At 46.4% G+C, this 22,927-nt stretch carries 14 protein-coding genes; all 14 read left to right on the top strand.

The genetic code is table 11. From position 1 onward, the window contains the following. The first annotated feature begins 423 nt into the window (after positions 1 to 423). The 14 genes from fabZ to CRG97_RS30250 all read left to right on the top strand — a co-directional run bounded on the left by fabZ (position 424) and on the right by CRG97_RS30250 (position 22,927). Positions 424 to 855: a 3-hydroxyacyl-ACP dehydratase FabZ gene (fabZ, locus tag CRG97_RS30315; RefSeq protein WP_098749219.1), complete on the top strand. Its 432-nt coding sequence runs from the start codon at positions 424 to 426 to the stop codon at positions 853 to 855. 45 nt (positions 856 to 900) lie between these two features. Continuing rightward, on the top strand, positions 901 to 2,619 hold the full coding sequence (locus CRG97_RS30310) for a phospho-sugar mutase (RefSeq protein WP_098749218.1): 1,719 nt from the start codon (positions 901 to 903) through the stop codon (positions 2,617 to 2,619). Positions 2,620 to 2,738: 119 nt separating this feature from the next. Then, entirely contained in the window at positions 2,739 to 4,757 is a 2,019-nt protein-coding gene (locus CRG97_RS30305) for a DUF5693 family protein (RefSeq protein ID WP_098749217.1), read from the top strand. Then, on the top strand, positions 4,733 to 5,977 hold the full coding sequence (gene csaB, locus CRG97_RS30300; RefSeq protein ID WP_098749216.1) for a polysaccharide pyruvyl transferase CsaB: 1,245 nt from the start codon (positions 4,733 to 4,735) through the stop codon (positions 5,975 to 5,977). The genes CRG97_RS30305 and csaB overlap by 25 nt, the downstream gene beginning before the upstream one ends. A 5-nt stretch (positions 5,978 to 5,982) precedes the next feature. Further along, on the top strand, positions 5,983 to 6,741 hold the full coding sequence (locus CRG97_RS30295) for a WecB/TagA/CpsF family glycosyltransferase (RefSeq protein ID WP_098749215.1): 759 nt from the start codon (positions 5,983 to 5,985) through the stop codon (positions 6,739 to 6,741). Between the two features lie 113 nt (positions 6,742 to 6,854). Further along, entirely contained in the window at positions 6,855 to 7,979 is a 1,125-nt protein-coding gene (locus CRG97_RS30290) for a glycosyltransferase family 4 protein (protein WP_098749214.1), read from the top strand. 216 nt (positions 7,980 to 8,195) lie between these two features. Continuing rightward, on the top strand, positions 8,196 to 11,834 hold the full coding sequence (locus CRG97_RS30285) for an S-layer homology domain-containing protein (RefSeq protein ID WP_098749213.1): 3,639 nt from the start codon (positions 8,196 to 8,198) through the stop codon (positions 11,832 to 11,834). A 249-nt stretch (positions 11,835 to 12,083) separates the two neighbouring features. Next, positions 12,084 to 12,428 carry a hypothetical protein gene (locus CRG97_RS30280; protein ID WP_098749212.1) on the top strand — a complete coding sequence of 115 codons (345 nt, stop codon included), beginning with the start codon at positions 12,084 to 12,086 and terminating at the stop codon, positions 12,426 to 12,428. 367 nt (positions 12,429 to 12,795) lie between these two features. Further along, on the top strand, positions 12,796 to 15,993 hold the full coding sequence (locus CRG97_RS30275; RefSeq protein WP_098749211.1) for an S-layer homology domain-containing protein: 3,198 nt from the start codon (positions 12,796 to 12,798) through the stop codon (positions 15,991 to 15,993). Positions 15,994 to 16,158: 165 nt separating this feature from the next. Further along, positions 16,159 to 16,668: a hypothetical protein gene (locus CRG97_RS30270; RefSeq protein ID WP_098749210.1), complete on the top strand. Its 510-nt coding sequence runs from the start codon at positions 16,159 to 16,161 to the stop codon at positions 16,666 to 16,668. A gap of 184 nt (positions 16,669 to 16,852) precedes the next feature. Continuing rightward, on the top strand, positions 16,853 to 17,140 hold the full coding sequence (locus tag CRG97_RS30265; RefSeq protein ID WP_098749209.1) for an alpha/beta-type small acid-soluble spore protein: 288 nt from the start codon (positions 16,853 to 16,855) through the stop codon (positions 17,138 to 17,140). 226 nt (positions 17,141 to 17,366) lie between these two features. Beyond that, complete coding sequence (gene metK / locus CRG97_RS30260) at positions 17,367 to 18,572, top strand: methionine adenosyltransferase (RefSeq protein WP_098749208.1); 1,206 nt, start codon at positions 17,367 to 17,369, stop codon at positions 18,570 to 18,572. 452 nt (positions 18,573 to 19,024) lie between these two features. After that, complete coding sequence (locus CRG97_RS30255) at positions 19,025 to 21,727, top strand: phosphodiester glycosidase family protein (RefSeq protein WP_098749207.1); 2,703 nt, start codon at positions 19,025 to 19,027, stop codon at positions 21,725 to 21,727. A gap of 45 nt (positions 21,728 to 21,772) precedes the next feature. Further along, positions 21,773 to 22,927: a sensor histidine kinase gene (locus CRG97_RS30250; RefSeq protein ID WP_076324005.1), complete on the top strand. Its 1,155-nt coding sequence runs from the start codon at positions 21,773 to 21,775 to the stop codon at positions 22,925 to 22,927.

The following is a 22,927-nucleotide window of genomic DNA, read 5'->3' as shown; positions in this document are numbered from 1 at the left end:
CGGTATAATGGGATGGGACTTGCGTATTAACTTTGTCATTTCATGACAATGGACGGATGTATATAAAATAACCCCACAAAGTGGAGCCTATGCTGCGATGCTTATTCCAAATACTTTGCGGGGACCCCAAAAAACTTATAAAAGGGCCCTCTCCTCGTACACAAGTGTCCGATTGGAGAAAGCCCCTTATCTAAAACCTTCACTTCTGCAGCGGTGAAGGATATCCATCATTTTTTCCGCAGATCCTTCTTTTTATGCATATGATCTGAAATTCGTTAAGAAAACCTCAAGAGAAAGCATGATACAACCGTAAATCATACCTCCCGCGGCTTGAGAAAGCGGCACAGCGGCAGCAAATGGAACAAACACCCCTTTTCAAACGCTATGCTTGGCGGGTACGTACATAAGGAGGATTTTAATACTATGTTGAACATCAAACAGATTCAAGAAATTATTCCCCATCGCCCCCCATTTTTGCTGGTCGATAAGATTGTGGAGATTGAGGACGGCAAACGAGCGGTTGGCATCAAGAACGTGACGATCAATGAACCTTTTTTTGTCGGGCATTTCCCTGAATATGCTGTTATGCCGGGAGTCCTGATTGTTGAAGCTTTGGCACAAGTCGGCGCTGTCGCGATTCTCAATGTAGAGAGCAACCGGGGAAAGCTTGGCTTCTTGGCGGGCATTGACGGTTTCCGTTTCCGTGGGCAAGTAGTACCGGGAGATACGCTGCGGCTGGAAGTCGAGATCACTCGCTTGAAGGGCATGATTGGTAAAGGGAAAGCAACCGCGACGGTGGATGGACGTGTAGTTGCCGAGGGAGAGATTATGTTTGCTCTCGCGGATAAGGAGTAATTTTCAGACTATTCTTGTTTGGATGAGGAAGGGAGACTTTTTTTCATGTCAGAGATGAGTCAGAGAACAATCGATACGGTACAACGTTGGTTGAATGATCCTTATGTAGATGAGGAGACGAAACAGGAACTGCGTTCACTTGAGCACGACGCCAAAGAGCTGGAGGAACGGTTTTATCGTGATCTGGAATTTGGAACGGGTGGTCTGCGCGGCGTCATTGGTGCAGGCAGCAACCGGATTAATAAATATACGGTAGGTCGCGCAACACAAGGCTTTGCCCAATATATTCTGGAGGCTCATGGCACCGCGGAGGGCAAGCCTTCTGTTGTCATTGCCCATGATTCCCGGCATTTCTCGCCGGAATTCGCTTTAGAGGCTGCTTTGGTTCTGGCCGGAAACGGGATTGTAGCGAAGCTGTATCCTTCCTTGCGTTCAACGCCGCAATTGTCATTCAGCGTACGTCACTTGGGTGCTACCGGAGGGATTGTTATCACGGCAAGCCATAATCCGCCGGAATACAACGGTTATAAGGTGTACAACCGTGAAGGCGGCCAGTTGGTACCGCACGAAGCAGAGAACGTGATTGCCCGGATACAGGAGGTCGATTCTTTCTCCGCGGTCAAGAGGCTGTCTCAGGCTGATGCAGAGGCTCAAGGCCTGCTGGTTTGGCTGGGCGAAGCGGAGGACCAGGCTTTTGTGGATACGGTGACGAATGTCAGCGTGAATCGGGAACTTATCGCATCCAAGCTTGCCGAGGATTTCAAAATCGTATTTACACCGCTGCATGGAACAGGGCAAGCACCCGTAGAGCGCGTGCTGCGCAACATCGGCTTTAAGCATATTCATGTTGTTCCGGAGCAAGCCGAGCCGGATGGAAACTTCTCCACCGTTAAATCTCCAAATCCGGAGGAGCGGGAAGCTTTCACACTGGCGATGAAGCTTGGTGAGGAAGTGGGAGCTGACATTTTGATCGGGACGGATCCTGATGCGGACCGCATGGGGGCTGTGGTGAAGAACAGCCGGGGCGAATACGTCGTGCTGACAGGCAATCAATCCGGGGCAATTATGATCCACTATTTGCTGGGCCAATTGAAGGAAGCGGGTAAGCTGCCTAATAATGGTGCAGTTATCAAGACGATCGTAACGAGTGAGATGGGAGCGGCGATTGCTGAGCATTATGGTGCTGCCGTCTTGAATACATTGACGGGCTTCAAATACATTGGTGAGAAAATGACCCAGTTCGAGGAGTCCGGCAGTCATACGTATCTGTTTGGTTATGAGGAGAGTTACGGCTATTTGGCTGGGAATTATGCCCGCGACAAGGATGCGGTATTGGCCTCGATGCTGATATGCGAAGCGGCCGCCTATTATAAAGCACAAGGCAAGACCTTGTACGATGTGCTGCAGGAGCTGTATGAGCAATTCGGTTATTTCCTCGAGACACTGGAATCCCGGACGCTCAAGGGTAAGGATGGCGTCGCCCAGATTCAAGCGAAGATGTCTGATTGGCGCGACAATCCACCTGGGGAAGTCGGAGACGTGTCGGTTAAGCAGGTGCTTGATTATGCGGAAGGCCTGGGCGGATTGCCAAAGGAAAATGTGTTGAAGTATTTGCTTGAAGACGGATCTTGGTTCTGCCTGAGACCTTCCGGTACCGAGCCGAAGATCAAAGTGTATTTTGCCGTGCGCGGCGAATCTCTCGCCGATGCGAAGCGCAAAATTCAATCGCTCTCGGATCAAGTCATGGCCCGGGTAGACGCTTAAACATAGATACATTTAATGAGAGAAGAGAACGAAGGGAATTTACGATGGTTGCTGCAAGGCCCAAGAGGACTGTTGCCCTCCATCGTAAATTTCCATAGGTTCGATGAGGAGGTACTTTCGTGGTTCAGAATTGGAAACGCTGGAACACAGCAGCCCGCAAGTGGCTGTGGATTCTGGTTGTTCTTGGCGTTGCAGCGGCCCTGCCGGTAGGTTATGACCGACTGCAAACAGAATCAACATCAAAGAACGTCGAGTTGGTGTTTGATTATCGGGATTTGTTGGATGTCGCGGTATATCAATCCAAGCCGCAGGATTTTGTATCCGAGCAGCTGGATCGCCTGAAAGAAGCTGGCGTAATCAGTATGGCACTTTATGAGAGCACGCTGGACGAGCTGGTGAAATCGCGGCGAATATCGGTATATGACGGGCAGCAGGTCGCCGATCTGACAGGTACGACGGTCTCGCCGAACGAGAATTTTACGTATGTTTCGTTCCTGAACGAGGAAAGCGCGACTTTAATTAAACCCATTATCGAAGAAGCCTACACAAGGTTGGGCATTCCGGTAAGATCTTGGCAGTTCGAGCGTGGAGTGGATGGGTTGGTGTTGGAAACTCCGCGATCCAATGCGGTCATCAAACCGTTGTCTCCAGACCCGATTACCATTGGCATGCTGCGAGAGAAGGGCTTTAACATTGTGCCGCGTCTGTCGGACAGTCTTCCGTATGACCAGACCTATATGGAGAAGCTGATGGCGTACTTCGCGGAAAACGGCGTAAAACGAATTTTGTTTGAAGGTGATTCCGCCAAAGGCTTCAACGATAATGCCGACATGAAAAGCTTGGATTCCTTTGGTGAGCTTTTGAACCAACATGGTATCGGCCTCGTGGCGATTGAGAATATCAAGCGTCCGCAAAAAGGATTTACGAAGCTTGCCTATTTAACAGATTACAATGTAACCCGTATTTATTCCTTAAGCGAGCGGGATGCTAATCTGGAGCCTGAGGTTATTGGAGACCGTTTTGCACTGGCTTCCAAAGACCGTAACATTCGAATGTTCTATTTAAACGCAGAGCCAAGCCGGGATATGACCAAAGCGTCTGTTACCCACCCGCTGGATAATCTGATTGACAGTTTGACAGGTTCGGGTCAGGCCATTAAGCAGATGGAGGACAATGGTTTCACCATGGGTCCAGCAGAGCCGTTTAAGGTAACCGACTCTTCCTTGCAGCGTTACTTCAAGCTTGGGGCTGTCGTCGGAGCTGTAGCTCTGATTGCGCTCATGATTTCATATTACATTCCGTTCCTTACGATTGCCGCTTTCCTGATCGGGCTTTTGGGCAGTGCGGGATTGTATGTTCTGAAACCAACATTACTTGAACAGGCCTTAGCTCTATTAGCTGCAATCAGTGCTCCAACGGTTGCCGTCATTCTGGCCATTCGCAAAGTAAATGAAACGCAGCAGAGCATACCGGACATGAGTTCTGGCAGAAGAGTGACCCATTCGATCGTATTATTGGTAAAGACTACGATCTTGTCGCTCGCAGCTGTACCGATCGTTGTAGCGTTATTGAATAATGTGACCTATATGCTCGTTCTGGACCAGTTCCGCGGCGTGAATTTGCTGGCTGCGGCACCGATTGGGCTCATTGCAATCTACGTAGTACTGTACCGCGGTGGATCGACTTATAACTCAATCCTGAAATTGCTTAAAACACCGATCTCACTAACATGGGTCATCGCAGCCGGTATTGTAGCTATCGTTGGTTGGTACTATCTCACACGTACAGGTAATGCAGGCAATGTGTCCTCGATCGAAATGACATTCCGTACATTCCTAGAAAATACGTTTGGCGTACGTCCGCGTAACAAGGAGTTCTTGCTGGCCCATCCAATGATGGTGCTTGGCGTCTTCCTGTCATTTAAATACCGTCATGCCGTTTATCTGCTCATTATCGGTGTGATGGGGCAGTTGTCGATGGTCGGAACATTTACGCATATTCACACGCCACTCTATATTTCGGCTATTCGCGTTGTACTGGGTCTTGGACTCGGCTTAATTATCGGATTGATCGCGATATTGGTATGGCAAGTGGCAGAAAGGATCTGGAAACGATGGTCTCCACTTCTAAAACAATAGTCATTTCCGGATACTACGGATTCAAAAATAGCGGTGACGAAGCGGTCCTGAAATCCATCCTGACCGCACTGGAGCAGGAAGGAAAGGCGGCGGGGGTTGATATCAACCCCGTTGTACTTTCCATTGATCCCGAATGGACCTCAGCGGTTTATGGGGTAAAGTCCGTACACCGGATGAAGCTGGGAGAAGTTCGACAGGCAATCAAGAACAGTGACGGCTTGATCAGCGGTGGAGGAAGCTTGCTGCAGGATGCCACCAGCCCGAAAACGATCCCGTATTACCTGGGCGTTCTCAAGATCGCACAGTGGCTTGGTAAACCGACGTTTATTTATGCGCAGGGTGTAGGTCCGGTCAACCGTAAGCTGTTTTATCCGATGATTCGCTCGATCTTCCGCAAATGCACCTACATCTCGGTTCGTGACATGCAGTCAGGTGAACTGCTTCAGTCTATGGGAATATCAGGGGAAGCCATTCACGTCGTGCCCGATCCGGTGATGGGCTTGCCGCTGCCAGAGGGCGAGGGTGTTCAGTGTGATTCCAACCCGGGATCGACTCTGGAAGAGAACGGTGTTGCATCAGTTTCTTCTATAGAAGAACAGCGTGAATCATTCGAAGAACCTTTCATGCAGTCCTCATTATCAAATCGTGAGATGGAAGAGGAAGGTTCTCTGCCGGTTATCGGTATTTCGGTTCGATATTGGCATCCGGAACGCAAAGAGCTGAAGGCTGCTGCGGAAGGTTTAAAGGCATTAGCTGCACAACGTCCGGTCCATCTTCGTTTTCTCCCTTTTCATCAGCCGGATGATCTTGAGGCTTCGCAGTTTATTGCTAGCGGCATTGGCGATATTTCCAAGAATGGTTCGAACATCAGTTTCTATCGTGATGAGAAGCAGCCGCAGGACATGCTGCGAGAGGTTAGCCGTTGTGATATGATATTGGGCATGCGTCTGCATAGCCTGATCTATGCCGCGAATCAGCGTGTGCCGTTGCTCGGAATTTCCTATGATCCGAAAATCAATCACTTTTTGAAGCGGCTTGGCAGCGAACCTGTGGGAAGCAGTGAATCCCTTGACGCAGATACGTTAAAGGATCAGATGCTGAAGCTGCTGGATGATGCAGCGGCATGGAAAGCGGAGCACGGCGAGCAGATTACCGTATTGAAACAAGAGGCTGCTATGCCTGCACGCCACATTGCCCAATATTTATGCCATAGAGGATGATAAACATGAAACAGACCTATCCATTTCCTACCGTATCGGTGTTCGAGATCCCTTTTTCTAAACTCAGTATGAAAGATACTGTGAAATTTCTGACAGAAGCAGTGCAGTCGAGACAGCCCCACCATGTCATAACAGCAAATCCGATCATGGTGATGACGGCCGTAAACCATCCGGAATATAAACAGATGATGCAAAATGCCGAAATCATTGTTCCGGATGGCACGGGGATCGTCTGGGCTGCCAGTGTAGGTGGCGAACCGCTGGAGGGGCGCGTAACCGGCTTTGAGCTGTTACATGAATTGTTGAAGGTCGGGGAAACCTATAGATGGAAGTTCTTTCTGCTGGGAACCACCTCCGAAGTGATTCAGGAAGCAGCTGAAAGGTTACAAATGCAATATCCGGCTGCCATTATATGCGGCTATCGGGATGGTTTTTTTGGACCTGATGAAGATGCTGCCGTCATTGAGCAGATTCGGGCAGCTTCACCGGATATTTTGTTTGTCGCCCGTGGTGCGGACACTCAAGAGCCTTGGATTGCCCAGCATAAACAATCGCTTCAAGTTCCGGTTGTTATGGGAGTCGGGGGATCTTTTGATATTATCTCCGGCAAACTGAAGCGAGCACCGAAAGTATTCCAAAAGCTGCGTCTCGAATGGTTTTACCGCCTTCTGAAGGAGCCTACCCGTTACAAAAGAATGCTTGCGCTGCCGAAATTCGTAGTGAAAGTGCTGCGCGAGAAAGAAAACGTAACGAAATCGAGCTAAATGGCTCATTTCTGTGAGGAAAATCCGAGATTTCACCGGAAATTGGTATTGGTTTTCGGACCCGAAGGGAGTATAATTCAACCGGTAGACAATATTGGGGGTCGAATGATTACATGTTAATGATATACATCATCGGGTTTATCGTATCGCTGACGCTCGCTCTGCTCTTAACGCCGCTTGTGAAGAAGTTTGCCGTTAAGATTGGTGCCGTTGACGTTCCTAATGCCCGCAAGGTTCATACCCGGATCATGCCCCGACTCGGGGGACTTGGCATCTATCTGGCTTTTATTCTTGGACTGATTGCAGTTCTTCCTTTTCTTCCGGATAGCCTGTCGCCTCGCGATGCCAACTTTATGAAGGCATTTCTAATCGGCGGTTCCATGATCGTATTGATCGGAGCCTTGGATGATCGATTTGAACTTTCGGCCAAAGTGAAGTTTTTGGCTCAAATTGCAGCTGCTTGCGTAGTTGTATTCGGATTTAATATTACCGTGGACTTTGTAAATATACCGTTCCAGGACCGGTACTCCATGCTGGAGAGCTGGGTATCGATTCCACTGACAATCTTCTGGATTGTCGGCGTAACCAACGCGATTAATCTCATTGACGGACTGGATGGACTTGCAGCCGGAGTATCGGGCATTGCGATCGGTACGATTCTGGTCATGGCCGTCTTGATGGGCAATACCACTGTTGCCTTGCTCTGTCTGCTGCTCCTCGGCAGCATTATCGGGTTCCTGTTTTTTAACTTCCATCCGGCCAAGATTTTCATGGGGGATACGGGTTCGTTATTCCTTGGATTCTGTTTGGCCATGCTGTCCCTGCTTGGATTTAAACAGATTGCGATTGTATCCTTCATTACGCCGCTGATTATTATCGGTGTTCCGTTGTCTGATACGTTTTTCGCTATTATCCGTCGTAAAATCCAGAAGAAACCGATCTTCGCTCCGGACAAAGGACATCTGCATCACTGTCTGCGCGAGCTTGGATTCAGTCACCGTCAGACGGTATTGATCATTTACGTGATTGCCGCGTTTTTCGGCGTACTGGCCGTCATTCAATCTTCGGCTGCCATGTATGAAGCAAACTGGGTGACCTTTGTTGTCATCTGCGTCATGATGTGTTTCATGCAGATCGGTGCGGAAATTATCGGACTGGTCGGCAAGACCAAACGGCCGATTCTTGGATTGATCAACCGTATGCGAATGAAGGCAAATCCCGAAAGCCGCTCCAAGTAGAACTTATTCTTTTTCATGATGCGTCCAGATCGGACATGCCAGCCTCACCAAAAAGGGTGAGGCTTTTTTGTGATTTTTGCTAAATAATAGGACACTCGCTTCCGATATATGAACTATGCGATAGAACCAATCTGTCAGTGAAAGCGAGGGGACCCAGTGAACGACGTAACACCCAAAACGGACGCCAACGTCCGAATGATCAAGGAGGCACAACCGTTGAAGAAAAATTTCCGTACAATAGCAAGCCTGTTATTGGCCATTGCTATGTTCTTTTCCCTAATTCCGGCATTACCGGCTTCAGCTGCAAATGGAGCCTTGTATTTTCACTTTTCAAATCTAAGTACGGATCCGAATTCTCCAACACCGGAGAACCGGAATTCGATTTCGGTTTCGGGTACCTATAACGGCATTAACCCGAATACCATCTCGTATGAGATTAAACGCTTCGATGACACAACCACAGGCGGAACAGGTGTTAAGCCGATTCTGGACGAAGCAGCGAATACGTTCGAGTTCCTGAATGTGCAGTTGAATCAGGGCGTGAACAAAATCATCGTATCCGGTATGAGTACGCAAGGCCAGCAGATGAGTGCGACGGCTTATGTGAAATTTTCCGACGTACCGGCTGTGTACGAAGTAGCGCTAAGTGATGGACGTGTCCTGGAAGAGAATGCTTCCAAGCCGGTTGTCGTTACTACGCAGACCGTTAGCATCTCGGTAAAAGCGACCAATGGCTCCAAAGGCGTGACCGTTAACGGCATGGCCATGTATGCCGGCGGTGGCGATACGTATTACTCCGCAGGGATCCAATTGCAGAAGGGTGTTAACGATCTGGTTATCGTCGTTAACTCGGAATCGAAAACACAGACCATTAATAGACAGGTCGTATATCATCCGACAGGCTCCTTGACGGTCAATCAATTGCAAATTGGTAACACCAAGATCGATGGGCAAGCCGTTGTAACCGGTACGGTTAACGGCGTCATCTCCGGTTATGTTATCATGGATGCTCCTCCGGCTGGTACGCCTGCGGTACCGCCAACTCTTGAAGTATCCGTATTTCCGACAGGATCCACGGTGCCAATTATGAGCTCAAATGCAACCGTAGGTGCAGCAAGCCTCCTAGGAAACAGCTTGATGTATCCTTTTACATCCACTGGCTCAGTTAGCATTACACAGAGTGGAGAGTACTTTGTTTATACTAAGGACACTACCACTGGTTTCGATGTGAAAAATCCTTTCACTTATCGCGATGTCAATGCACCTACAATTAAGCAGGTGTATCAGCTATACGGTGTGACAGAGAGTGGGGGAACGGTATCATCTACCTCTCAGTCCATTTTTCCAAGCAGTAACAATACTGTCCTTAACGAATTGCCGATCTACTTAATGGTGGAACAAGTGAACGCAGGTGATGTCGAGATTGAATCCAGCAAGGGCGGCGGCACGATTGCCCAGAAACTTACCTATAATAGCCACACGGTTTTTAAAATCACGAATCTGCCTTCAGGACAACAGAACCTGATCATCAAGGTCAGCAATGGATCGGGCGTCTCCGATACCAAGGTGATCCCGGTAACATTCCTGTCCTCCACGTATATTGATATTTATCATTTGTATAACAATCAGGTGTTTAAGAATAGTACAGATTTCAATCAAGTAACGGGCCGGATTGTGAACTACACGGGAACATCAGGACTTACGATTTCCTTGAATGGTAACACTCGCGATCTGACGGTGAACGGAAATGGCGAGTTCAGCTTTACAGATACGGCGTTCCTGCAACTGATTCCAGGTCCGAATACTTTGGTGGTCGCTGACAAGAGTGGGAAAATCTCGACAAAGCTTACACTGCTGTATTTTAGCGACACCCGTTCGATTATCAAGAACATGATTCCTTTCCCGGTTGGTTCCGGAACAGAATCGGATCCAGACGGATTGTTCAGAGAAACGGCCAAGAATGCTTACAACACATATGAAAAGGCTCTGGGGCTTCGCTTTGAAGTGGAATACACCGATGAGATCACGGTGAACCTCAGCCATCCTACGCCATCCATCTTTGCAGTCTTTACCAAAGACAATACAGGAACCTGGCGTCTTACAGGCGGGACACTGAAGACGCAATTGGATCCCATTGATCCGGCGGAGCACGGCCGATACTTTTCCATTGTCAATGGAGCAAACTCCAGCTCTGCCCGCGTTGTATTTAAAGAACTCGCGCTTCCAGAGGTTGGATTGCAGGCAATCAGCATCGGTTCGCGATATCAGTCGGTTACAACCACAGATACCATTGAAATTACTCGTGAGCGTGCGCCGTACGAAGTTCTTTCTCCTAGGCTCCCTAACGAAGGAGTTTTGAAACAGAACTTTGTAGAGGTAAGCATCAAGGCTGAAGGAGCTAATTCCATTCTGATTGGCAAAACGCCAATGGTGAAATCCGAAATTAGCGACATTTTCCGTCTTGAGGTCAAGAACCTGAAAAACGGTAAAAATACGATTAAGTTCACGATCGAACAAGGCACCAAAAAGACAAGCGGGCAATTCGTTGTAACGTACACGGATGATGCAACAGAAGGCTCTCAGTTTAAAACAAATATTTCGAAGTCAGGTAAGGTTAAAGTATTTAAGGGTGATTTGTCTCTGTCCTTACCGAAAGGCACGGTGCTTCAACAGGCAAAATCAAGTCCGAATGCAGAAGTGCCTACGATCAATTTGCTCGGCGAGCATGACATCCTGTTTGGTATTGCCAACCAGATCGATGGGCGGACCGTTAAAGCTTACAATCGAATCGGCGAAATCGAGAACGGTGTAGAAATGGATGGACGCCTGTCCCTCATTCCAGGGGATAACAACAATGCGTTCCGTTTCACTCCGGCAGCCCATTACGGCTATTCATCACCTCTGTACTGGCTGGATGCGGGTTCGCTTAATGCATACAGCAGCAACGTAGAGGACTTTAATGTGAAAGCAGCAGCGCATCCGTATGCTAAAGGCAATGAATTCCATCAACGCTTGATTCCCCAGAACTGGATGGAGTTGTCCCAAAAAGGTACAATTACCTTGAAATATGACTCTGCACTGGTGAACTCGGCTTCCAGCAACTTGGGCATTTGGTGGTATAACCCGTCCCAAGGAACTTGGATCAACATCGGCGGGAAAGTAGATGCCAAGAAGAAAACTGTTACGGCTCCATTTAAGGGATTCGGTTATTACGCAGTTAAATCCTTGCGTTATAGCTACTCCGATGCGATCTCGCATAAGACGGCCCGTAACGATATTGAATTGATGCTGGCCAGAGGATACATGAAGGCGTCCAAGACGGATGCATTCGGCGTGTATGATCCAATGACTCGCGGTGAATTAGCTACTATTATAGTGAAGCTGCTGGACATTCCGTTGGATTATGATACCGATAAGAACAAGCTCACTTTTGATGACATTTATCAGGAAAGTGTTGTCAATAGCATGCAGTGGGATTACCGTTATATTGAGACAGCTGCCAGAAAAGGAATCATTCGCGGCATTGCGCCACGAAGCTTTGCTCCTAATATGGAACTGACTCGTGAAGAAGCGGCCAACATGATTGCACGTGCGCTCAACCTGAAGATGGGTGAGATCGAAAAAGATAAAGCAGCACTTCAAAAGCAGTTCGAAGATGTCGGCAAAATCAAATCGAATTACTCTTATCCAGCCATTCTTGCTGTAAGTAAGGCCGGCATCATCACGGGTGTTGCCAACAGCTTGAAAGAAGGCGAGAAGAAACCGACGTATAACTTCAACCCGGATGCTGTTCTGAATCGTGCAGATACGGCGACGATCGTGAAACGCATGATGAACAAACTTAAAATGATGTAGGTTATATAATAAGAAGAAACTGTAGGACAAAAGGAACGAGAGCAGACGCCTAACTTCTGATGGCTGTGCTCTCGTTTTCTTATGTGAAATTATGATGGATAAGGTTATATATAACATAATTAACAAGATCTTAAGGACGATATTATGGGCCAAGAAACCGTTTACCAATATCTAATGTTTTGTAATTTCATGTAGAATACGCTACAATAGCGGAAGCACATACTATTTTTAGAGGGTGAAGATGAATTTATGAAGCCGATATTATCAAAAGCGCAGCTCGACTACATGAAGGCGAAGACCAAGTTCGAGGAAAAAGCCAAAGTGATGGAGAAGAAGATTGAGCTGGCTCGTGCCGCTCATGATGAGATAACTCAGGAAGTCATGGAGGGACTCGTTGTTGAGACAGGCTTTCATGATTCATTTAACGAAATGACAGCGGCAGAGAATGCGTTGATCCAATGGTCTCATACAACAATAAAACATGACAAATCATATCGTACGAATAAAGCAGAGATTGATCAGATGTACAGCACGCTGCATAGTAATCCGGAGATGCGTGCACGAATTATCCAGCTTGCTATGAAGATTCGCTAGTATTCTACAAAGGGCGCCCATAGGGCGTCTTTTTTGTTGTCGTTTTATGTAATTGACCCAATGTTATGCGAATCGAGCATGATTTCGAAAATATTTTTAAAAAAACTTTGCAACAACCGCAACTTTTTGAGAAATCAAACGTTTATAATGTAGAACGCAATGAGGAACCCAAGATTATCCGAAACAAGAAACTTGTCTATTAATTAGAAAAATGTTCTTTACGGAGTATGGGACTCGTTGTATAATACCTAGGTAGGATTAGGAATCTATTCTAGTTTGTAGTGTTCTCTCGTTAACAAGATTCTGTGATATCGTCACAGACATCATTTATGATTTATGCTCAACTCGGGAAAGGAGGTGCAGGACAATGAGTGATAAGAGCTACCAAATTAAAGAAAACAATCAAGTGATGATTCAAGGAGGAGAAAAAAAGGTTATGAAGAAAATTTTATCCGTAGCACTGTCTACAGCAATGGCATTCTCGATGTTTGCTTCTGTTGCATTCGGTGACGATGCGCTTAACACACAACAGAAATTTGATGTATTGAAAGAAAAAGGTATCTTCACTGGCTATCCAGATGGAACTGCTGGTCTTGACAAAGAAATGACTCGCGCTGAGTTCGCGAAAGTTTTGGTAGGCATCATGGGTCTTGAGCCAATCCAAGGCAAAGCGTCTTTCAAAGACAAAAACTACAAAGCTGACAAATGGCCAGCTCCTTATGTAGAAGCAGTATACGCTGCAGGCATCATGGAAGGTAAAAACACAACGAAAATGATCTTCGACTTCAACGGTAAAATCACCGTTCAAGAAATGGCGAAGGTTCTCGTTACTGCTCAAAAGCTTGATGTTCCAACAGAAACGAACAACAATGCTTCTGACTGGGCTAAAGGTTATGTTCAAGCAGCAATCAACGCTGGTTTGGTAGATGCTAAAACAAACCCTAAAGCTAACGCTTCCCGTTCCCAATTGGTTGAAGTTGCTTACACAATCTACTTGTCGCAACAAAAACCAAAAGTGGTTTCTTATGATGTTAAAGAGGACGGTAAAGTAGTTGAATTCAAGCTTGCTGACAATGAAATTGTAAAAGTAACGCTTGATACTCCACTGAAAGCTAACGTAGCAACTGACGTGAAGTTTACACATAAAAATCAAGAGTATACACACAGCGTAACATGGGTTGTTGAGTCTGCAACAAAGGTTCAATCCGCAACTTCCACTAACCTGAAAGAAGTTGACGTTGTATTTGATGGCAAAGTTGACAGAGCGTCTGCTACCGACAAAAACAACTATGTTATCGATTCCAACTCTAAAGGAATCAAATCCATTTCCGTATTGGAAGATGGTAAATCTGTACGTATCCTCTTGAACGAATCCAGTAAATTCGTACAGGGAACAACATACAAGATTGTTGTGAAGAATGTTAAAGGCGACAAAGGTGCTACAATCCCACAAGGTGAAGTATCTTTCTCATCTTCCGACAATACGCTTCCAACAGTTTCTGAAGTAAAAGGTCTTGGAACTAAAGTTATCAAAGTTACTTTCTCTGAACCTACTGTTGCTCCAACTAGCAGCAACTTCCAATTGGATGATAAAGCGTTTGTTGGCTCCGTAACACAAGGTGAGAACAAAAGAGAAGTGATCTTGAGAAACTACACAGGCGACCTCTCTGTTGGTACGCACAAACTGACTGCTTCCCTGGTTGAAGACTATGCCGGTCTGAAGTCTTTGGCTGATACTAAAGAATTCACGGTTGCTGTTGATACTGAGGGCCCGAAAGTTACTGATCTCTCTGCTACATTGGAAAAAGTAACTGTAACTTTTGATGAAGAAATCGATCCGGATTCTGTTAAAGAAGAAAGCTTCTACTGGAAGTCTGGCGACAGCAAGAAAAAAGGAAAAGCAACTCAAATCGCTGCAAACGTATATGAAATAGATTTCACTGACAATCGTTTGCCAGGATACGAAACTTCCTTGTTCATTGATGTTAAAGATTACTCCGGTAACGCAAACGCTGTTAAAGAACATAAAGTTACAGCAAGTGTTGACTTGACTCGTCCTCATGTTCTTGAAGCTACCTATGGTGTTGAAAGAAATGATGCACTGACAGTACGTTTTGACAAAGCTGTTAAAGCTGCGGACATTAAGTACTACACAGTTAAAAAAGGCGACAAGACAATTTCTGTGAAACAAGTTGTACCTGCTGATTCTTCCAACAAAATCTTCAATGTATACTTCTATAATAACCTTGAAGCTGGCACTTACAGCTTGAAGATTAAAGATGTAGAAGACATGACTGCATTGAGAAACGTAATGGATGAATACAATGGTTCATTCGAAGCTATTGATGTTACAAGCCCAAGTATTTCGAAAATTGATTACAACCAAACAAATCGTAAGGTTGCTCTGCACTTCGGAAGAGAAATGGATCTTTCGAAAGTTAGAGAAAAAGGCAACTACTATATCGAATTCACCAAGAATGGTGGAACTACTCAAAGAATCGCTCTGCCTAACGAAGTGACTGTTGATGCAGTTAATAATGGTAAATCCGTAGTTCTTCAGTTCCCAGAGTACATTAACGGAACAAAAGTTACATTTGGTCCAAATGGATCTGTATCCAAAGTATTGGCATTTGGTCTCACATCCAAAACTGGTCAAGTCGTTAACTGGGATCCTGTAAGTTTGGGACAAAATAACGAATTGAGATTGTTGGGAGCAAAACAAACTGATGCTAAAACAGTTGAACTTGAGTTCAACCAAGTAATTGCACGTGCTAGCGTGGGTGATTTCCTGATCAACGGTTCTTACCCATCCACAGTAACTTATGATGAGAACAAAGTTACTTTGAAAGCTAACTCTGATATTACAGGCGGCGGCGTTACCTTGTTTGCAAACAACTCAATTGAAACATACTCTAACAACAAGACTAACTATGCTAACAATGTTGACATGACTCTTAACATTACTGCAGCACCAAGAGTAACTGGAGTTTCTACAAGAGATGTAGATAAGTTTACGGTTACCTTCTCAACTTATGTTCAATCGAAGTATGAAGCAACAGGAACTGATATGAGAAATGACCTTGAAATTAAGGACCTTTCAACTAATAAGCTGATTGCAGTTGGTGATTACAGTACGAAAAATGATGACGGTAAAGTTGAAGTTACTCTTGATTCTAAATACCGGAACGTACCAGTTTCAGTAAAAGTGAAAGAGAACGCTCAGTACATTATTGCGCGTGACACTAGAACTGCTGCTGCTAAATCCGACGAGTTTAGAGTTGAAGCTTCTACTCAAGCTCCAAACGGAGTGGCAATCACAAGTGCTAGCTACAATAAGGAAACAGGTTTTGTAACTGTTACCTTGGATAAGAATGTAGCTAACGTAACTAATGTTCACATTGGTGGCGTAGACTATTCAGCTAAAACTGTTTTCACAGCTAACACTTCCGCATTCACTGTTGATGTTGGTAAAGATAACGATGTAGCAGGTCATTACTTGACTGCGAACGTTACCTACAACAATACAACAACTAATCTTAACACTTATGTTAACAGTGCAAAATAATAAAGCCTATTAGGTTTTGACACACCGGGGAACATTATGTTCCCCGGTGTGTTTTTTTAATTCTCCAAAGAAAACAATCCTTAGCCTTACCTATAGTAGGGTTGTTCAGTTCGAGTATTTTCTTTATAGTTAAATAGAATAGATAACTTAGGAGGAACAGATTACATGAAACCTTATTTAAAGGTCGGCTTGGCGGCGCTGACGATTGGAGCTGGTATATGGATTGGTGCAACCTACAACAACACAGCCACCGGCGCTGGCACCACCCCAGGTACCACTGACGACCCGGTCGTCACCAAAAGCTACGTTGACCAACAAATTCAGCAAGCGCTGAATGGCGGTGGTGGAGGGTCTACGAACCCAACAAATCCTACAAATCCAACTCAGCCATCACAAGGTGCTGATGAAGTTAAGAACGTTGCGCTGAAACCAGGTAAGATTCTGATTGCCGATGCAGGGACGGAGTTCATTGTTCGCTCAGGTAGTGCTGTGATCTACACAGAAGTCGCTAGCGGCGTTGCGGATCTTACGGACGGTAAAGACCTGTTAAACGGTGAAACGGCGCCTAAGAACCATCTGCTTTCCTTCCCGCGTGAAGGTCGGGGAATACAGGTAAAAGAAGGGCAGACAAGCAATCTGATTGTCATGGTCCGCGGCGGGTACACCATTAAGTAGGAATCCACCAAGATACGTTTGACTTCTGCTAATACTTGCTCCAACCTGCTTAGAGACACGGCAACTTTTTTTTGGTATAATCCTCTTATAATTATTGCCAGTAGTGACAACGTTTTATACGTGTGAGTGCTTTGAAATCGACAGATAATACTTCTGTAAAAACCAATACAGGAGGTGTATTTTCATGGCACGCAGCAGTCGTAACCGTCAAGTGGTACCGGAGAGTCGTGAAATGCTGAAGCAAATGAAATACGAAATTGCAGCAGAGTTTGGATTACCCGTGGGATATGGTAGCGGTTCCAATGGAGCCGATACGGAATTTGGTTCTGAGTTAGGAGCCATCGGAGGTGGATCCTCCAGCCGTCGTCCTGGATGGGGACATCTGACATCCCGTGAGAACGGATCCGTTGGTGGAGAGATCACCAAACGTTTGGTTCGAAATGCTGAACAAAGTCTCTTCGGTAGACTGTAGTCGTTTTTCAGTTAAAAGCGGTACTTATCCTTGACTAACATTCGATTGAAAAACCCAAGAAAATCCTTGGAAAGCAGCTTACTTACTGGATTGACACCTAGTAACAAATAAGTTAATATGCATGTTGAGGATTGTACATTTCAAACCTTTTCCTGGCGGAAAAGGTTCATTTTTTGTGTAGGACCTTTTGATATATCACATACTATTCATATGGGAGGTTGATCTCATGTCTTTAACAGGGCGACGTTTATTTACATCTGAGTCCGTAACTGAAGGACATCCGGATAAAATCTGTGACCAGATTTCTGATGCGGTACTCGATGCTTTTTTGGCTAACGATCCGAACGCACGCGTAGCTTGTGAAGTTTCCGTTGCGACTGGTCTTGTTTTGGTCATTGGTGAAATTAGCACTAAATCCGAATACGTGGATATTCCATCCATTGTACGCAATACTGTGAAGGAAATCGGGTATACCCGTGCAAAATACGGTTTTGATTACAATACATGCGCGGTGTTAACATCGCTGAATGAGCAATCTGCCGATATTGCACAGGGGGTAAACGCTGCACTGGAGAATCGTGATCCTTCCCAAATGGACAAGGAAACCGAGAACATCGGTGCTGGTGATCAAGGTCTGATGTTTGGTTTTGCAACCAACGAGACGCCAGAATTGATGCCTCTTCCGATTGCATTGTCTCACCGTATCGCTCGTCGTTTGTCCGAGGTTCGTAAAGACGGTACGCTGGACTACCTGCGTCCGGACGGTAAAACCCAGGTAACGGTTGAGTATGACGGCAATACACCGGTCCGTGTGGATACGATCGTGGTATCAACTCAACATGCCGAAGAAGCAACGCTGGAGCAAATCCAGAAAGATATTAAAGAACAAGTCATTCTTCCTGTCGTGCCAGCTGAATTGCTGGACGCAGAAACTAAATATTTCATTAACCCTACCGGACGTTTTGTTATCGGCGGTCCTCAAGGGGATGCTGGCCTGACAGGCCGCAAAATTATCGTGGACACCTATGGCGGCTACGCTCGTCATGGTGGCGGTGCATTTTCCGGTAAGGATCCTACAAAGGTTGACCGTTCCGCTGCTTACGCGGCTCGCTACGTGGCTAAAAACCTGGTTGCCGCAGGACTTGCGGACAAGTGTGAAATTCAATTGGCTTACGCTATCGGTGTCGCTAACCCAGTGTCGATTAGTGTTGATACTTACGGAACTGGTAAAGTGAGCGAAGAGAAGCTGGTTGAGCTTGTGCGTAACAACTTCGACCTGCGTCCGGCTGGAATCATCCGCATGCTGGATCTTCGTCGTCCGATCTACAAGCAAACCGCTGCTTACGGACACTTTGGACGTACAGATCTGGATTTGCCTTGGGAACGCGTAGACAAAGCGGAAGCACTGAAAGAACAAGCTGGTGTAAACTAAGGTAATCTTAAGATATGTTCCAGATATAAAGTTTAGGCATGTGCTGATTTAATTTTTCTTCTGAGAAAAATCGGCACATGCCTTTTCTGCTTCTTAATTCTCATAGTGAGTAGAGATTCAACTCAGTTGGATATGAAAATATGACAAAAATGAAATAATTAAAAAGTTGATACCCACTATGGTTATCAGCTTTTTTTAATGAATAAATGGAAGAGTAGGAATAAACTTTATGACAAACTAGTTACTTTTACATAAAAATATAGTAACATAGGATCGATTTACATAGACTCCTAAAAAATGCCGCTATAAATTTTACAAGACTTGGTGTAAGATACGCGAAAGTGTTTTTTTATAACAAATTCGTAACTTTTCCGCAAAAATGAAGTCTATTAATTAGAGACTTTATATGTTCGGCATCCGTGTTGAACGATAGATGGGAGAGTTACGATTACATGGTTAGTCAGGGGAAAACACTGAAGTCTACAACATCAGGTGTAGGCAAGAAATGGTTGATTATTACATTGGCAGGAGTCATCTGGGTGGGTCCTGTGCTGAGCAGCGGAATACCAGTGATAGGGAATCTATCAACATCCTCGGTAGCTTATGCGGCATCAACATCGGCTAAGAAGCTTGGTGAGGAAATCATTACATCCGGCGCGGTTTTGATGAAGTATCAGTATATCAACAGTACTGGCGCAAAATCGCTGGCGAATGTCGTTCGGGTGGATCTGAACAACAAATACGTGAAACTGGATGTCATGACAGGCCAAGGGAATAAATTTACAACGAGACAAAGCACGGGCGGAATGGCTAAGGAGAACGGCGCGGTAGCTGCTATTAACGGTGACTTTTTTAATACCGGCAGCGAAGGGGCTCCGATGGGTGCTCAAGTTTCGAATGGTCTGTTGATGTCAACCCCATCTGATTTGAAAGGCATGTATGCTTTTGGAGTAACGAACGATGGAACGCCAATTCTGGATGAGTTTGCATTCTCTGGGAGTATTACAGCTGAGAATGGGGCCTCATTCCCGCTCGCGGGTATGAACAAAACATCCTATGCGCCAGAAGGCACCGGATCAACGTATAGCCATGCCAATACAGCTTATATCTACACAAGCGCATGGAAGGCTGTTGAGCGTCCTAAGAACAGCTCGACAACGCCAACGGAGGTTATGGTAACGGATGGGGTCATAACCGATATTTCAGTAATGGCAGGATTGCCAACAGCGATACCGGAGGGAAGCTACATTTTGCGAACCCATGGGGCTGCGGCAGAGTTCGTGAAAAAAAATCTGGCTGTCGGTCAAAAGCTGGAAGCGAATTATGCTCTGGTATCCAAAAAATCAGGTAAAGAACTGGACCCATCTACACTCCAAATGATGATTGGCGGCCATACAATTCTGGTGGATAACGGCAAGGCAACGTCATTCTCTCGAAACGTGAATTCGATTGGAGGGAGCAGGGCACGTACAGCCGTTGGCTACTCCAAAGACGGACGTTACGCTTACCTGATTGCTACGGAGAGCAACGATAACAGTAAAGGCATGACGCTGCAGCAGCTTCAGGATTTCATGACGAAAGTTGGCGTATGGAAGGGAATGAATCTCGACGGCGGCGGATCGACAACGATGGTAAACCGTCCGTTAGCCGAGATGAATACGCAGTTGACCTTTAACACGGAATACGGCACCACGCAGCGCAGCATCGTTAACGCACTCGGCGTGTTCTCCACAGCACCTCAGGGCAGCTTGAAGGGTTTGAAAGTAAGCGGCAGCAACACACTCCTGATTGGTCAAATGGGCACGTATGAACTAAAAGGCTATGATACCTACTATAATCCAATTGAAGCAGGTTCGATTAAGCCGACTTGGAAGTCCAGCAACGGCAATCTAGCGGTCAACGGACAAAGCATTAAAGCGACGAAGCCGGGTACATCGACACTGACAGCAGTAAGCGGCAGCACGAAAGCTACGATGCAAGTCAAGGTGCTGGGCGCGGATGATCTTGTTGCATTGACTACCGGCGTATCAAGTGCACCACTGCAGGCTGGAACGAGTGTTTCCGTGCCGGTGACGGCCGTAACAAGCAACGGCCAGAGTTTGGAGGTTCCGAGCAGCGCGCTGAAATGGGAGTTTATCGGCTTTAAAGGCAGCGTGAAAGACGGACGCCTGACCGTATCCTCCGTGAACAGCAATACAAAAGTCGGTTATGCTATCGCACGCTATGATGGCTTTAGCACGGTCGTTATTTTGTCGGCAGCGGGCGAAAGCACGTGGGAGAACTTCGAGAATGTGAATTACCCGGTGAAGTTCACGACCAATGTGCCGGCAGTTACCGGGACTGCAGCGATCAAAAATGGCAGCGGAGCAAAAGCATCGTCCAAAGTCTTGAACTTGACCTATGATATGACAGGCGGATTAGGGCAAAAAATGTACGCTTACGCCGAGTTGAATGGCACAACTGGCAAAGTGATTCCTGCACAGGCCACGGCGATGACGATTGATGTGGAGGGAGATAACAGCCTGAACTGGCTGCGCGCTGAACTCCAAGACAATAACGGGAAAACCGTGTACGTTGACTTGGCAAAAGCGATTGATTGGAGCGGTTGGAAGACACTGAGCCTCGATCTCAGCGGATACAACATTGCATTCCCGGCGCAGATGAAGCGGCTGTATGTGGTGAACGTGGAAGAAGGCCAGGACGAGCGTGCATTGACAGGAGCTGTATCTTTTGACGATATCCGCTTCACGATGCCGTCTCTATCAGGAAACGAAGGGCTTCCGACAGGCAAAGCGGTCATGACCATTGGGCAAAAATCGCTTATGCTGAATGGTTCGAAAGTGGCAATCGATTCGGCGCCAATTCTGAAAAATGGAACGACCTACGTTCCGATTAAACACGTTCTCGACGCGTTCGGCGGGCAAGCAACCTGGAACCAATCCGCTCAGCGGGTAGGTGTCCTAAGGGGCGGCATGTTCATGGAATTAACGGTCGGCAAGAAGGAATTCATTCTAAACGGTAAGCGCAGTTCGGCGGCTGTAGCACCTATGGTCCAAGGCGGTAGGACTTTGGTCCCTCTTCGTCTCGTTTCCGAGCAATTAGGCCTTAAAGTAAAATGGGACAAGAACACGAAGACCGTTACGATCGAATCGTGATATGGTATGATATGTATATGAAACGTTAGAAATGGAGTAGAGTGCGTGGATTATCAAGCCGATGCCATCGACCGTGTCATAAAAAATGCCATCAAAGTGATGGAGGACAGCAAATACCAAATGTTCGAAATATTGGAGGCGTCGCGGCAAGAGCTCACGTCTCTCAATCATGAACTGCAGCGGACATTAAAAGAAACGACGGAAACCTTAGAGAAGGTAGATCAGCTGGAGCTGAACTACCGCCGTTCCCGGATCCGGCTGACCGAGGTCAGCCGGGATTTTGTCCGGTACAAGGAAGAGGACATCAAGCAGGCGTATGAGAAAGCAACCCAGCTACAGCTTGACCTCATGATCTACCGGGAGAAGGAAATGTATCTGAAGGCAAGACGAGATGAGCTGCAGAAGCGGGTTCGTAATGTCGAGAACTCGGTGGAGCGAGCAGAATCGATCGGATCTCAAATGGGCGTGGTGTTGGAATACTTGTCCGGAGAGCTGGGTCAGGTATCCCGAATCATCGAATCTGCGAAAAACAGACAGGTCATTGGACTCAAAATTATTTTGGCGCAGGAAGAAGAACGGAAGCGCATATCCAGGGAGATTCATGATGGACCTGCACAATTGTTGGCGAATCTGGTTCTTAGGACGGAAATTGTAGAAAGAATGCTCGCAAAGCAGGAATTTAAGATGGTGCAGGACGAAATAGTAGATTTGAAGGGCCAGGTTCGATCGAGCTTGGAGGAAATGCGAAAAGTCATTTTCAATCTGCGTCCAATGGCACTCGATGATCTAGGATTAATCCCCACATTGCGTAAATACGTGCATGATTATGAAGAGAAATCGAAAATCCGCACGATCTTCGAGACACGGGGAAAAGAGCATCGTCTCTCTTCTGCGATGGAGGCGGCCATCTACCGGTTGGTGCAGGAAGCACTTTCGAATGCTGCAAAACATGCTTACCCGACTTATGTGCTTGTTGAAATCACGTACCAGGCGCAATTGGTCAAAATCGTTGTACAGGACAATGGCCTGGGATTCAATGTCGATTTGCTGGAGCAGAAAAGCAAGGACCACTTTGGGTTAATTGGCATGCGGGAGAGGGTTGAGCTGCTCGAAGGGAGAATGGAGATCGATTCAGCTGAGAATCAAGGAACGAAGATCGTGATTCATATCCCGACGAACGTAGAAAAGAGAAAGGAGTAA

The sequence above is a fragment of the Paenibacillus sp. EZ-K15 genome, assembly GCF_002573715.1.
GTDB lineage: Bacteria > Bacillota > Bacilli > Paenibacillales > Paenibacillaceae > Paenibacillus_AQ.
The sequence above is the reverse complement of the archived record's forward strand: the minus strand, read 5'-3'. Positions and strand labels throughout refer to the sequence as shown.

What these genes read in the sequence shown, in the direction of transcription:
- fabZ (WP_098749219.1), top strand. Translation starts at nt 424, where the DNA reads ATGTTGAACATCAAACAGATTCAAGAAATTATTCCCCATCGCCCCCCA.
- CRG97_RS30270 (WP_098749210.1), top strand. Translation starts at nt 16,159, where the DNA reads ATGAAACCTTATTTAAAGGTCGGCTTGGCGGCGCTGACGATTGGAGCT.
- CRG97_RS30265 (WP_098749209.1), top strand. Translation starts at nt 16,853, where the DNA reads ATGGCACGCAGCAGTCGTAACCGTCAAGTGGTACCGGAGAGTCGTGAA.
- csaB (WP_098749216.1), top strand. Translation starts at nt 4,733, where the DNA reads ATGGTCTCCACTTCTAAAACAATAGTCATTTCCGGATACTACGGATTC.
- CRG97_RS30295 (WP_098749215.1), top strand. Translation starts at nt 5,983, where the DNA reads ATGAAACAGACCTATCCATTTCCTACCGTATCGGTGTTCGAGATCCCT.
- CRG97_RS30275 (WP_098749211.1), top strand. Translation starts at nt 12,796, where the DNA reads ATGAGTGATAAGAGCTACCAAATTAAAGAAAACAATCAAGTGATGATT.
- metK (WP_098749208.1), top strand. Translation starts at nt 17,367, where the DNA reads ATGTCTTTAACAGGGCGACGTTTATTTACATCTGAGTCCGTAACTGAA.
- CRG97_RS30290 (WP_098749214.1), top strand. Translation starts at nt 6,855, where the DNA reads ATGTTAATGATATACATCATCGGGTTTATCGTATCGCTGACGCTCGCT.
- CRG97_RS30255 (WP_098749207.1), top strand. Translation starts at nt 19,025, where the DNA reads ATGGTTAGTCAGGGGAAAACACTGAAGTCTACAACATCAGGTGTAGGC.
- CRG97_RS30280 (WP_098749212.1), top strand. Translation starts at nt 12,084, where the DNA reads ATGAAGCCGATATTATCAAAAGCGCAGCTCGACTACATGAAGGCGAAG.
- CRG97_RS30310 (WP_098749218.1), top strand. Translation starts at nt 901, where the DNA reads ATGTCAGAGATGAGTCAGAGAACAATCGATACGGTACAACGTTGGTTG.